This is a genomic window from Bacillus pumilus (assembly GCF_003431975.1).
Classification (GTDB): Bacteria; Bacillota; Bacilli; order Bacillales; family Bacillaceae; genus Bacillus; species Bacillus pumilus_N.
In genome coordinates this window covers 823,156-837,382 of record NZ_CP027116.1, presented here as the reverse complement: position 1 = coordinate 837,382, position 14,227 = coordinate 823,156, and the positions used below count along the sequence as shown (strand labels likewise).

At 39.4% G+C, this 14,227-nt stretch carries 11 protein-coding genes; 4 read left to right on the top strand and 7 right to left on the bottom strand.

All coding sequences use genetic code 11. From position 1 onward, the window contains the following. Nucleotides 1-10 precede the first annotated feature (10 nt). Nucleotides 11-475, bottom strand: coding sequence for a DUF6884 domain-containing protein (locus C5695_RS03980; protein ID WP_117729398.1), 465 nt, complete (start codon nt 473-475; stop codon nt 11-13). Beyond that, on the bottom strand, nt 472-1,020 hold the full coding sequence (locus C5695_RS03975) for a VanZ family protein (protein ID WP_117729396.1): 549 nt from the start codon (nt 1,018-1,020) through the stop codon (nt 472-474). The genes C5695_RS03980 and C5695_RS03975 overlap by 4 nt, the downstream gene beginning before the upstream one ends. A 172-nt stretch (nt 1,021-1,192) precedes the next feature. Here C5695_RS03975 and C5695_RS03970 point away from each other — a divergent pair, with 172 nt between their 5' ends. From C5695_RS03970 to C5695_RS03960, 3 genes are all read left to right on the top strand, one after another. Further along, nucleotides 1,193-1,771, top strand: coding sequence for a TetR/AcrR family transcriptional regulator (locus C5695_RS03970; protein WP_117729394.1), 579 nt, complete (start codon nt 1,193-1,195; stop codon nt 1,769-1,771). Nucleotides 1,772-2,046: 275 nt separating this feature from the next. Then, the gene (locus C5695_RS03965) at nt 2,047-2,391 is read left to right on the top strand and encodes a DMT family transporter (RefSeq protein ID WP_117729392.1); all 345 of its coding nucleotides are present in this window, start codon (nt 2,047-2,049) and stop codon (nt 2,389-2,391) included. Beyond that, nucleotides 2,392-2,706: a DMT family transporter gene (locus tag C5695_RS03960; protein WP_003217878.1), complete on the top strand. Its 315-nt coding sequence runs from the start codon at nt 2,392-2,394 to the stop codon at nt 2,704-2,706. Between the two features lie 252 nt (nt 2,707-2,958). Here C5695_RS03960 and C5695_RS03950 read toward each other — a convergent pair whose 3' ends face one another. The 3 genes from C5695_RS03950 to C5695_RS03940 are packed head-to-tail and all read right to left on the bottom strand — an operon-like array spanning nt 2,959 to nt 10,039. Beyond that, nucleotides 2,959-3,276, bottom strand: a complete 318-nt coding sequence (locus C5695_RS03950; RefSeq protein WP_117729390.1) for a hypothetical protein — start codon at nt 3,274-3,276, stop codon at nt 2,959-2,961. Beyond that, a complete protein-coding gene (locus C5695_RS03945) occupies nt 3,269-3,871 on the bottom strand; it encodes a class D sortase (RefSeq protein WP_117729388.1) in 603 nt (200 codons plus the stop codon). Before C5695_RS03945 ends, C5695_RS03950 begins: the two co-directional genes overlap by 8 nt. A 21-nt stretch (nt 3,872-3,892) precedes the next feature. Then, nucleotides 3,893-10,039 (bottom strand): SpaA isopeptide-forming pilin-related protein, encoded by a 6,147-nt coding sequence (locus C5695_RS03940; protein ID WP_233230805.1) that lies wholly within the window; start codon nt 10,037-10,039, stop codon nt 3,893-3,895. 710 nt (nt 10,040-10,749) lie between these two features. Here C5695_RS03940 and C5695_RS03935 point away from each other — a divergent pair. Next, nucleotides 10,750-12,258 (top strand): AcpB/EbpR/MafR family transcriptional regulator, encoded by a 1,509-nt coding sequence (locus tag C5695_RS03935; RefSeq protein WP_117729383.1) that lies wholly within the window; start codon nt 10,750-10,752, stop codon nt 12,256-12,258. A 53-nt stretch (nt 12,259-12,311) separates the two neighbouring features. Here C5695_RS03935 and C5695_RS03930 read toward each other — a convergent pair whose 3' ends face one another. Both C5695_RS03930 and C5695_RS03925 read right to left on the bottom strand, forming a co-directional pair. After that, a complete protein-coding gene (locus C5695_RS03930) occupies nt 12,312-12,593 on the bottom strand; it encodes a hypothetical protein (protein WP_003217864.1) in 282 nt (93 codons plus the stop codon). Between the two features lie 342 nt (nt 12,594-12,935). Continuing rightward, complete coding sequence (locus C5695_RS03925; protein WP_117729380.1) at nt 12,936-14,225, bottom strand: hypothetical protein; 1,290 nt, start codon at nt 14,223-14,225, stop codon at nt 12,936-12,938. Between the last annotated feature and the right edge of the window lie 2 nt (nt 14,226-14,227).

Sequence of the window (14,227 nt, the reverse complement as noted above, 5' to 3'; positions counted from 1 at the left end):
TGTGAATGCGTTAAATATGCGGCGGAAGTTCTATTTTTGTCTCAACGGCTTGTTTTAACGCCTGAAGCATATAGCCTATTCCTTTATACGGAGCTAGCGGATAAATCGTTGTTTGATGAGGATGTAATAAAGGGTCGATCACCTTTCGATATTTCTTTCCACCTAGTACCACTAATTCATCATATGCAGAGAGATGTTTTTCATGAAATTGCTGTCTTAGTGCTTCTCGTGTCATCTGATCAGCGTTCGGTGTACCGAAAGCCACATCATAATTTTCATGAATGATATCATCTGCCTTTAAGAATCCGTGCTTCGCTGATAAGATGAGCCAGTCTGAAAAGAACGTTTGGGCGTAGCTTTTCGTACGCTGATGCAGCGGACTTAAATAAACAAGATTTGCCGGCTGGCTCCCTGCATCTGGATGGACGTCCCAGATTTTCTTCGCTCCACATGGAATGATACAAACTCGCTTCACTTAATTTTCTCCTTCCTTCGTCGATACATCCAAAACAAAATACAACCTAGTGCAGTGCCAAGTGTATTTAAAAGGATATCATCAACATCACTGCTTCTTGTAATGATACCAGATTGCGAGAACATCCATTGAAGCAATTCAATCATCGTTGACGAGAAAAAGCCAGCAAGAATCGCCTTTTGCCAGCGCATGGTGCGGAAGGCTTGATAAAGAAAAAAGCCAAGAGGCACAAACAACAAAATGTTCCCTGCCAAATTTAAAAAAACAAGATTTGGGTAGCCATGGTGGTAGGCGTGGAGATTTTGATAAATGGATTGCAAAGGTATGAGGTTGACACTCACCTGATCCTTTGGTGCCGAAAAACGATTTGGAAAGACCGTCAAATATAATAAAACATTTGTATAAATAAACAGACAGGCAAGAACCATTTCTGTTCGCAAGTAAATAAAGCGTTTGTGCTTTTTCGCCTGTTTGTATCTCATATGAAGATAGAGCGGGACGAGCAGGAGAAAATAAACAATGGAAACGATAGCACTGGATGTCATAGAGAGAGCTGCCCCTTTCTCACATAATGCTTGACCATATTGACAGCTTATTCAGGCTTGCCCGTATCTATTCATCACTTATTCTCACATTCAATGAGAGAATACCATATTGACAAATCGTCATTTTTAAGCTAAACTGACTGACATTCAGTCATTTAAGGTCGGTGATGATGTGTCGAAACGAGAAAAGATTATGCTTGCTGCCATTGACGCGTTTAAAGAAAAAGGAATTGAAAAGACGACCATATCGGATATTGTGAAAACAGCAGGAGTGGCGCAAGGAACGTATTATTTATATTTTCCTTCAAAGCTGTCTGTCATGCCTGCTATTGCAGAACATCTGATCTCGCAGATGGTGCCTGCCATTGAAAAAGAACTCACTCAGCATGCGGATGTCCTCGATCAAGCAGATGCGCTTGTTGAATTTATCTTCTCTTTTACAAGACAATACCGTGATGTCCTTGCGCTAACCTACTCCGGCTTAGCTGCCACGGAGCATTTAAAGGAATGGGAAGATATTTATGAACCGATCTACAAATGGGTCGCTGCTTTTTTAGAAAAAGCAAAGCAGGACAAAAGAGTGCGGGCAAACTTGAACTGTCAATATGCAGCGAAATTCATTATCGGTTTACTTGAATCATCTGCTGAGCAAATGTACTTATTTACAGAAACAGATACAGAAGAGGTTCTGATTCAAAAGCGAGAGGTAAAGCAATTTCTTCTTTACGCTCTTGGCATAGAGACACCTTAACTTAGTACAGCACTTGCTGTACGCAGCGTGTAGACAAACCCTCGCATTCGTTGTCAGTCCTGCGTGCTGGTGCTCACGAATGTCAAATTCGCTCCGCGCCAGTACTCGTCCTTCCTAGACTGCAAAGGTTTTCTATCACACTGAAAAGAAGACAAAGGGCTAAAATAAAGTTCATTTTAGCCCTTTGTCGACAATCTGAGTACAGCATTTGCTGTACGCTCTTTTTTGGTTTCAAAATGACGAATCGTCAGTTTTAAGTTTTAGGAGGAAATAGGATGAAAAAAAGCTGGATGTATGTCGCACTCACTTGTTTATTTGAATTACTTTGGGTGTTTGGTTTAAATAAAGCTGATGCGGTGTGGGAATGGGCGATCATTATCTGTCTGATCCCCGTTGATTTTTATTTTTTAATGAAAGCTTGCGAGAAGCTGCCGACAGGGACCGTGTACGCCGTGTTTGCCGGAGTTGGAACGATTGGTACGTCTTTGATGGATTATGCGCTGTTCGGCGGTTCGTTTTCATTAGAAAAGCTCTTATTTATGGGCATTTTAATTCTCGGCATTATTGGACTGAAAGTGTCTGATGGAGAAGCACATGAACAGAAAGGAGAAGCGGTATAAATGGGCTGGTTTTTTGTACTGTTAGCCTCTGCCTGCGAAATCGGCGGAACCATTGGCCTCAATATGTTTAGTAAGAAAAAGCAAATCACGACAGGCATTTTATTTGTTGGCGGGTTTGCCTTATCCTTTTTGTTTTTATACGCCTCGTTCTCTTCCGTTCAAGTATCCGTTGCCTATACGGTCTGGATTGGTCTTGGAACGGCGGGCTCTGTCTTATTTAATATGATTCTATTTAAAGAGCCGAAAAACATGATTCGTATCCTCAGCCTGCTGCTGATTGTGATTGGTGTGGTTGGGCTGAAGTTGTTCGCTTGATTAAATGACGAAAAAGGAAGGGAGTCAAACTCCCTTCCAGCATGTAGACAAACCCTCGCATTCTTTGTCAGTCCTGCGCGCCGGTACTCACGAATGTCAAATTCGCTCCGTTCCGGTGCTCGTCCTTCCTAGAATGCAAAGGTTTTCTATCACACTGAAAAGAAGACAAAGGGCTAAAATAAACATCATTTCAGCCCTTTGTCAACAATCTGAAAGGAAGGGAGTCAAACTCCCTTCCTTTTTATTTCTCGTTTAATGGGTATCTTGCTGCTCGAGCAAGAGATCCATTGCGTAAATCATTTCGCCTTTTTCATCTAATAAAAAGTACACAATCAAAGGTTCGCCAAAAGCTGCTGTTTGCTGCGTGAACAAAACACAGGTGAATTTTTCGATACCAATTGGAAGCTTTCTTTTTAATATAGGGTGAAGAATAGGCGAAGTCCGGATTGTATCTACATCAACATCCCAACGTTCGTTTTTTAAAGTTGGATAATGCTCTGATAACAATTGGTGTAACATGTCGGTCGTGAGCGCTGCTTTTCCATCATCTATTATGTTGGTGTTATACATCCGACGGTTGCTCACCCTTTAAAGCATTGATTCGTATTCCTTTTAAGACAAATCGTTTCTGGCCATCAAGAGTACAAGTGATCAATGTCAGTTCATTTTTACCACGATCCTTTAGTACATCCACATCCGTCGGTTCAATTGTAGCTGAGCTGACAATTTTATATTCGTATGTTTCCGCTTGATGATGTAAGACGACTTTTTCTCCTTTCGGCACCTCTGGCAGCTGCCTGAAAAGCCGATCGCCTCTATACCCTCTATGGCCTGCAATCGTGAAATTCCCTTCACCTGGCATTTGATGAGATTTGATCTGAGTCAGTGCAATACCTAAATTTTCTTTTGTTGTAACAGGAAGCACTTTTTCGTTTAAATCAATTGACGGGATCTCTAGCTCCATTACATCTCGAAGGTCTTCTTCTGACACAGTGAGATGTGGAATAGAAGAAAGGGCATCACTGTCATTTTCTTCTATCATCTTTAATGCCTGTTCCATTGCCGCTGTCTCTTGAGAAGTTCGCCACTCATATATATAAGGAACGGAAATGAGCATTAGCCCCGTAACCACCAAAAAGCTGCCTAATAAGGTTCTTTTTTTCATTAATACACTCGTTCCTTCCTTTTACTGAATGGTTCTTCTTCTAACAACAAGCAGAACAGCTCCAGACACTACTAGTAAAATCCCTGCATACATCATATAACGCAGCCATTCTTCTCCAGTCTTTGGCAGTTCACCGTTTGAGTCATGAGGCGGATGTTGATCCCCTTTATCTGAGGCTGGAGGATTCGTGTGGTACACTTCATTCTTCATTGGAGCATTTTTCACAATCAATGTCTTGATCTCCACTTCGCCCATTTGAATTGTAAAAGCGAGTGGTTTTTTTAAAGCTACATAACCATTTGGAGCTTTCGTCTCTGTGAGTGTATATTCACCAGGTTTAAGCCCTTTGACAATGGCTTCTCCGTCTTTTCCTGTTGTCACAGATTTTATCGTTTTCCCAGCTTTTGTACGAATGTCAAAGGCTGCACCTTTTAAGGTTCTATCTGTCTGCTGATCTACCTTTATGATACGCAGACTCCCTAAGATCAAGTGATTCTTCGCTGTTAATTGAAGTGGCTTCTGCTGATTTTTCTCAATGGTAAACAGGATCGGCTGATCATCCAATTTGTAGCCATGAGGTGCTTTCGTTTCAACGAATTGATATTCTCCCGGTTTTAAATCGTTGATGTGAAGCTTTCCTTTTTGGTCGGTTACAAGTGATTTCTTCAACATTTTCCCTTCTTTACTCAGAAGAGCAAACTCTGCATGTTCGAGCGTATGTCCCTCAGCATCCACTTTGGTCAGTTCGACTGCTCCAGGCGTCAGTTTGTTGATCATTTCTACTTTTGCTGGTTTGTCTTGACCTAATCGAATCGTAAATGAGACAGGTGTCTGATCCAATTCATAGCCGGCAATGCTTGCTGTTTCAACAAATTGGTAGGTTCCTGGCTTCAGTTGATCGACTGTCAGTTGACCGTTTTTGTCTGTCTTTAAGTCTTTCTTCACACGCTGACCGTGCGCATCAATCAGGTCAAAGGTCACGCCAGCGAGCAACTGACCATCTTCCCCTTTTTTCTGAAGCTTCACAGCACTTGTCGTCCGAATATTTTCTTTTGTCACTTTCACCAGTTGATTTGGATTGAAATCAATCTTGAAGTCTACTGGTTCTGCATCAAGTTGATGTCCAAAAGGAGCCTTCGTTTCAACCAATTGGTAAGCGCCTGGTTTCAAATCGTTGACAGTGATGATGCCTTTTTCGTTTGTTGTTAAACCTGACATCAATTCTTTACCATCGTCATTGAAAAGTGTAAATTCTGCGCCTTTCAATCTTTCTTTTTCTTCCCCTATTTTTGTTAGTTCTACAGAACCTTTCTTGAGCTGATTGATGGCCTCCACTTGAATCAATTCTTTTTGACCTAATTCAACTTCAAAGACAAGTGGTGTCGCACTCAATTCATAACCTTCAAGACTCTTTCTTTCAACAAATTGATAGGTTCCTGGTTTTAGACCTGTGAAGGTAATCTTTCCACCCTGATTGGTTGTGATTCCTTCTCCTCCTGCCACTATTTTTCCTTTGGCATCAGATAGATCAAAGACAACCCCTTCTAATGATTTCCCATCTTCGCCTTTTTTGTGTAACAGCACTCCGCCTGTTGTGCGGCTATTTTCTTTTGTCACACTGATCAGCTTCTGAGGGTTAAATGGTATAGCAAAAGTGACAGGTGTTTCGTCAAGCTCATGACCGAATGGAGCCTTCGTTTCAACAAACTGATAGGTTCCAGGTTTAAGATCGTTGACGATGATCTTCCCGTTCTCATCTGTGACAAGACCTGTTTTCATCTCTTTTCCATTTGCATCTACAAGCTTGAATTCTGCTCCTTCAAGCACATCATTGTTCTCACCAAGCTTCGTGAGCTGGACAGCTCCAGTTTTAAGATCATTGATCACTTTGATCTCTGTCGGTGTTTTTTGTGCTACTTCGATAGTAAAAGGAACAGGTTTATTTTTCTTTTGATAACCATCAATACTCTCTGTCTCCACAAGCTGATATTTGCCCGGTTTGAGGTTATCGACCAAAAGCTTCCCATCTTCATCTGTTGTCAAATCTTTACGCACAACTTCGTCATGTTGATCCATCACTTCAAAATGAACACCTTGAAGCTTGTTGCCATCTTCTCCTTCTTTTATCACTTCTAATGCACTTGTTTCATATAGGTTCTTTTGTGAAATGATGACTGGTTCTGTTGGATCGAGTGGTACTTCAAATGTGATGGGTGTTTCATCTAATACATAACCATCAGGTGCTTTTGTTTCAATGAGCTGATACGTACCCGGTCTTAGTTCGCTTATCGTGATTTTGCCATTTTCTCCTGTGACGAGCGAACCATTTAGCTCATGCCCGTTTTGATCTAAGAGCTTGAACTGTGCACCTTCTAGTCTCTCTCCGCCTTCACCTATTTTGCTCAATTCAGCAGAGCCTTTGACGATGTCATTTACTGCGGTGACAATCGTTGTTTCTGTTTGATTTTCTTTAATGGTGAAAGGCCATTTTTGCTGATTTAATTGATAGCCTTTCGGTGCGTTTGTCTCCACAAAATAATAGGAACCTGGGTCAAGACGTTTGAAAAGAATTTCTCCTTTTTCGTCCGTTTTCAAATGGGTTTGGACGGTATCTCCAGATTCATTTTTCAGTTCAAATTCTGCATTCTCTAATGCAGCACCTGTCTCTTTGTCTTTTTTCGTTAGCTTGACATGCTGGCGGATTTCTTGGTTCTGCACCGTCATGCTATTTCCTGTTTTCGTTTGATCTCCTGATTCGTAAGGCTGATCAATCGTGACATTGATTGGTTCTTTCGTCTTAATATAACCATCTGGTGCTTTCTCTTCTGTCACAATATAGTCACCATACAGAAGACGATCAAATCGAAGAGCTCCTTCTTCATCTGTTGTCTTTGTTCCAATGACGATACCGCTCGCCGCATCTGTCAGAGAAAAGCTTGCTCCTTTTAGCGCTTTTCCACTACTCGCATCTACCTTTTTAATGGTTAAATCGCCAATCGCTCCTGTGCCATCTCCCATGCCAGCGGTACGTTTGACCACAATGGAGGCTTCGGATTCCTTTTTGATTTCTTTTACATTTTCACCTCTAAACGTTACTTCGTTTTGTAGTGTACTTCCCACCTTATCTAAAATGAGAGATTGGTATTCTAAAATATATGGTCTCGTGATTTCTTCTTTAAATTTGATTTGAAAAGAATCTGGATCGAATTCAAGGTCTAGCTCATAATCCTTCCCTTTTTCCAGCTCCTCCTTTTTGGTCACTTGCCCCTTTTCATCTATTGCCGTCGAATACAGATGAAATGAGTTTTCTATTATGGCTTGGTTACTACTCGGATGGTCTATAATCGTCGCATCTTGGACTGTTGATTGACCAAAGTTGATATTTAGTTTCCATTCAATGACTTTCCCTTGCTGATTTCCTGATTTGCTCGTGTATTTCCCTCCATTTGGAATGGACACCACAGCATTCACATCAGATTCTTTTGTCTTTCCATCATAAAGGGTTGCTTTGTTTTCGTAGTTTTTTTGTACTAAGTCCATTCCTTCAACACTTGTTTGATAAGTGATTTTGTATGGGGAATCAATGGCTTCTTTGAACGTCACCTCGAACCCTGATTCTCCCTTTTCATTTTCAAGGAATTTGATGTCATAATGTTCTTTCGCTAAAACCTCTTTTTCTTCTGCACCATTTTCCCCGCCATGTAAATCAAGTGAGTAGATAGTAATTGAATCTTCAAGCAAACGCTGATTTCCTTGAATGAAATCCTCGATTTTCGCCTCTTCTAAATGTTTCAAGTTATAGTTCACACCGATATTCCATGTGATCTCTTTTTTCTTTGCATCATATGTTCCATTTTTGAAACCATTTGACTGCGTGTATGTGTCAGGCGTGAAAACAGATTGATTTTCCTTCGTCAATGCCTTCCCATCTTCATTGATCCATTCAAGTTTTACATGATTACGCAGATTGTTTTGATCTTTATCTGCTCTTTTTTCATAATCAAAAGACGTTGTATATGTGACGGTATGCTCTGTCTTAATTTCTTTCGTAAATTGAATATCAAATCCATTTGCATGTTCAACGATTTGATAATCTGTGCCTTCTTCAAGCACTGTATTACCTGTCGTCACTTTTAAACTATCTTTTTGCAGCGTCAATCCTTCGTTTGTAAACGTATCTTTTAATATTAGATTTTTCATGGTTTGTTGATCTTTGTTGAAGATGATACGCCATGGAATGGTCTTGTTCTTGTAATTCGGTGTTCCATGATTTTTCGTGAGGATTTGTTGATCAATTCTTTGCTTTCCTTGTTTGTTCTCTTTGCCAGCTGTTACAGTATTGATAATGTCTTCAGCTTCGAAAATCCGCTCGGTTGCTTTTGTTTGATATGTGATGAGATAAGCCGATTGGATATCTTGATTGAATTGCAAGGTAAACCCGTTTTGTTCATCCTTTTTTTGAGGTTGAACCACATAATCTTCAAACGCTTTTGTTCCTGATTCTTTGCCATTCTGATCAATTGTGACTTCCTTGACTTGGAATGAATCAGAAATCAGCGCCTGTGTACCATTAAAGAAGTCTTCTAACAAAGCATCCTTTTCAGCAATCTTTTTTTCGTTATAGTTATAACGAATTTCCCACGTAATTGTTTGTGTGACTGGGTCGTAGTGGGCGGCTTTTTTATTTAAAGGACTGCCTCTTGTCACATTCACTGTTCCTTCTGCTGAACTAATCACTTTATCAGCAGAAACAAGGGACGCTTTATTACGAAACACAGACTGATCTTGATCCGTAATGTCCGTTTCATACATTAAACGGTAGGCTAGATGCACGTCATCTTTAAATTCAATCGTGAAATCTTGACCATCTGCTGTTTGGCCGATTGTGTAGTGATTTTCGTCAAGCAGCTGACCAATCGATGTGTCACCATTTAGCTTTGTATCAACACGATAAAGCTTGATTGAGTCTTTTTTCAACGCTTGACCTTCTTGAATCGGATCTAACAGTTTCGCTTGTTTCACATCGTCTAAGTCCATATTAAAATCAACTGTCCATTGAATGGTTTCAGCATTGTAAGATCGATTTGGTTCTCCCTTTTTCGAGACGTTTGGACCATTTGGAAGGTATTGAATCGGGATTGATACGGTATCCTTGCCTTCAATCGGGGTAATGATTACTTCTTTTTCTTCAGTGATGATTGTTTGTTGATCTAATTGTGTCCACACTTGAAGTGTTCCATGGATATTTGAATATTGTTTAATAAAATCCGTGAATTCGATGGAAGCATTTCCGCTCTCATCTACAGAAAAATAACCAATGGTTGCCTGATTAAATTTCATCTCAAGACGATCGATTTTTTCATAAATCACTAATTCCTCTGGAACCTTGAAATGGAATTCATCCCCGCCATTATAGCTATGACCATTTGGGATCGCCCACTCATAGTTAATGGAAATAAGCGAGTTGATGTCAGGCTTATCAACTGAATTTCCTTCCTGGTCTTCAAAAATTAATTTTGCATCAGTGAGGAGATTTTCTTGTATTTGCATTTGTTTTGAAACACTTTGCAGCCCTACACGCTTAGTTACGCTCACTTTGTTTTTTAGTAATTCATCTTCATCTCTTTGTTTCGTTTGAGCGGCTTCTTGATTCTTATCGTCTTTTTCAGATGAGGTTGAGTCTTCTTTTGGAAGGCTTTCTTCACGCTCATCTTGCTTTGTTTTCTCTTTTTGCTCAGCTATACTGGTGACATCGATGTCTATTGATCCTTCTAAATTTGGATCAAGCTCAACATCTTCTTTAAATATGACCGTCACTTCATTTTGTTTTGAAACAGTATACTCACCAACAATTATGTCACCCACTGTAATGGGTTCCTTCTGCTCCTTCTCTACCTGTATGGCTGAAGGAAGAGTGAGAACATACGGATATTGTTTTTTTAGATCTATTCCTTTTATCGACCAATGAACAATTGCCTTTCTAACTTGCTGATCTTCTATATTTGATAACTTGTTTCCTTCGCTATCAGCAAACTCAATATCCCCATAAATGTTTTCTTGGCTTTCTTTCGCTTGTGCCCCTGCTAAAGGCAAAATTCCTAATATACTAGACTGTATGACTAACACCGCGATGAGAGCCAATGACAATATTCTTTTCAATACATCCACCCTTTTCTAAAATTAATTTTCAACAACGATAAAAAATTCATCTGTATACTGTCAGATCAATCACTCCGCTTCTGATCAAATATTTTCTAAAACATTGCACCTTAAGACCCTATGAATAAAATGAGTTGATCAATCATGAGCTTGAAAGCAAATCATGAGTAGTAGGCATATTAATTGGTTAGGGGTCTATAGAAATGGGGAATAGTGAGAGGATCGTGAAAAAATTAAATGTGAATGTTTCTATTTATACTGGAATGAATAATAAATTATGTGTACATGCATATATAAGCATGTACTCACATATGGTTCGTTCATATGAAACAAGCATGTATCATATGGTATGTATGGTTAGACAGTTCAGCATCATATAGATCGCATTCCTTTCTACTCCCTTTCATATGGTAATCAAAAAGCTGCTGTGTTTTATTCTTACATTTACCGTTTCAACAGCAAAAAAATAAACAAAATAACTAAAATGATCCATTTTTATAGGATTCATGGCTTACTTATCACCTCTTAAATGAAAAATATGGAGAATCAGGGCATAACATTTGTTTTCGTCTAATTTTTTTCTCTTTTATCATGAAAAGTGAAGACAAAACGAATTAGCCTAAACATTACAATCATTTCATGCCTATTTTGAGAATTAAATGTTCTATAAGTGAACTTCATAATATAGAGGCAAGCCGAGGGAAGGAGTTCGTTGTTTGATGGAGCTCATTGATAATAAATCAAAGAGATGGATAAACATTTTAAAACTGCTTGTATCCAAAAATAAGTGGTGGAGCCTTCAAGAGATATCGAATGAACATATCGGTTCGGTTCGTGCCATTCAAAGCGATTTAGAACAAATGAAATCGTTCAAAACAGAGAATGGAGAGCCATTAATCCACATAAAGCCGAGACAAGGCATATCCATTTGTTTCACGCAGACGATACGAGTGGATTACTATATCAAAGAAATTTTAAAAGATGCGATTGAAATTCGATTGATTGACGGCATTTTTTTCGAACAAAACAGGTCTTTCTATGAATGGATGGACACGCTTAATATCAGTAGATCCACATTGTATAACACCATTCATAAAATCAATTCCATTCTTATCTCTTATGACATTGAGTTACGCCCAGATAGTATGCAGTTCCATGGAAATGAGAAGGAGATTCGTCAATTCTTTGTTGAGTTCTTATTTGAAGTGTATGGAAGCCGGCTTTGGCCATTCGATGATATTCAAAAGCAAGACGCAGTCAATTTATTACAAGAGCTATTTCAGGTGCTTGAAGTCAATGTGCCAGATGTGGCGATAGATAAATACTGCCTGTGGTTCGGCGTTTCTATTCACCGAATGAGGAAAAATTTCACAATAAGCCGTAAATATACATACTCAATGAAAGAGGAAAAACAAAGTTCTGTAGCCAAAGGGGTCTATAATCAAATCAAAACATGGGAAGAGCATATTTGCCGAATGACCAAAGACGTATTTGATGTGACGCTGGATCATCATGAATTTGTCTTTTTGCTATTGATCGAACCAGCTATTGGACACTTTAAATCAATTGAAACTGTCGAAGAAAAATTGACGTTCTTTCAGTCACATACACCACGACTCTATGATGCCATTCATTCATTTATCAACCAATTGGAGTCGATTTTTCATCAAGAAATAGCGAATCGCAAGGTGATGAAACTCGTTCTTCTCCAATATTATGTGTATTCCAATGAAATTACCGTGAGAGATGGCTTCCTTTTCAAAAAGAAATCGAGCTATTTATCAGAGGTGAAAAAACAGTTTCCTTACTTCTATTCGAGGATTACTCATATCATCCAAGAGTTAAAAACAGACGATATCCTCGGTTCTTTTGTGAAAAATGAACGGGAATTGATTCGTATGATTACGTCTACATGGAGAGGGCTTGCTCAACTGGAGATGGAACGGAGAAACACGCTGAACATTTTTGTTATTTCAACATTAGGCTATTATCATAGCTTGTTTATTGCTGATTTAATTAAGTTAAGCGTGCCTCCTCTCATTCACATTTTTACAAGTCCAGAGAATACATTAAATGATGTCACTATGGAGGAACTTCGGATCGATATGATTGTGACCGATACTGAGCTGCCTCTTCAATTCGGACAATCTACGCTGCTGATCAGCTCTTTTCCAACAAAGAAAGAATTGGACAACTTGCACTCAAGATTGGTTGATATGATCGACTAATGTTCATCAAAAAAAGCTGCTGAGGAGCTCTCAAGCAGCTTTTTGCTTCTATATTAATGAAGCACTATTTGTTCATTCATCAAATCAATGGCATAAAGTGATTGCTCATATTCATCTAATAGAAGGTATACTTTGAGCGGTGCAGCCGTTTGATCTGTCTGTTGCGTGAATAGGACACAAGTGAATTTTTCGATCCCCTCTGGCAGCTTGCTTTTCAGAAAAGGATGAAGAATAGGAGAGATTCGAAGGGTATCAACATCTTTTAGCCAAAGTTCATCTTGTAACGCAGGATAATGGTCAACCAAAAACTGACGAAACACTTCCAATGTACTCAAGATAGATATCCTCACTTTCTTCTATTATGGGTGTAAGCTTACCTAAAAACAAACATGCTCAACTCATCCTATGATCTCAGTCCGCCTATTTTCGCTTATTACTAGAGACACGATTTCATTTTTGTTCTAAAAGTATTGTAGATCAACTTTCCTGTTAGGGGTGTTCTATATGTATGACGTTTACTATATTCAAAACGAATTCCAACCGATGGACCTATGATCATATTCTTATCTGTTTCTTTCGTGATGAAACGACAACTTCCTGCTACAAAATTCCAAATTTCTTCAAAAAATTGGTGCAATGAGACAAAAAAGAACAGCTCCTCACTGTTCTTTCAGACATTATGAGAGGTCTTTCAAAGAAAACACTTCGCCGCTCTCTGCATCAACACCATTATGGCAATCGAGCTTTCCGCATAGAACATATTGTTTTTGCGCTTCGTCATAGACGTAGATAGGTGTAAGTTCAAGATGTTCTCTCAATTTTTCAAAGGCTTCTTTCTGAGATACAGAAATTTCACTTGCTGCTTGAGAGGGATTCAGTATCCCGCACACTTGAAACATTTCTTTTTTGTCTATGTAATTAACGGCTTCAAACGAGCTGGCGTCAATGAAGACCTTAATCTTGTCCATAAACCCACTGCCTTCTTGCCCGTTCGTTTTTAATATCGCATGGATGTATCCGTGATCACGTTGGAGTGTTTTTAGGACCCACTTTCCTGTATCCTTTGAATATTTTTGCGCCAAGAAGGTTCGGACTGCTTCGATACACTTATTCTGCTCTTCTTTTGATATCCGGATGGTATCTGGTGAAGGCTCCAATGAGAAGGCTTGTTCAGCTGAGATGTTCTCATGAATATTCATTTCCTTTTTTTCAAAGGGTTTGTTTATCGGTTCATTCCACTCGATGACCTCATTCATGTGTATACAATGCGTTTCTTCACGCCCAAGTTCAAACGGAAGCGTGCCTGTTCCATCGTTCTTCACATAGATTTCTTCTAATGCATAAATGGTTCGAATTCGATTGTGCTCGAAGGAAGGCCATTCAAACCGCTGCACTTGCTGCTCAGCTAAGTTCTCCACCTGATCAATAGAAAGCGAAAATTCCTCAGCTCTCAGTAATGTTTTGGCTGAAAAAGGGCCGTGGTGTGTAAAGTACATGAGCTGTCCATGTTCATTCCATTTCACTTCGATTCTGCCTGAAGGTGTTACTTTCACACCGTCTATTGCTTCTTCGAAAGAAAGTTCCCCTTTCTCCTTCTGATGCATATGAAAATGCTCTCCATAGATCAACCCTGTTTCTTGTTCGATCCATCGAATGACATGAGCTGGATAAGGTCTCTTAAACGTGACACCCTGCTGCGCATGGGTTTTGTCCATGACAAAAATAACCGATTCGATCTGTCCTGTATTCAAATTCACTTCAATCACGGCTGTGCCGTCTGGGTTGACATCGTCGTCCTCAGGTTCAGCTTCATGAGAGGGGAACCATTCCATATTCAATGTATAAATCGTTTCATTGAACATGTTGACGTAACGATGAAAGCTGTGTCTTTTTAGATAGTAAAGATCTAAACCAAATTTCGCCTTTGTCTGTTCTATTAGTTGTTGAATGTTTGTGTTTGCATTCAATG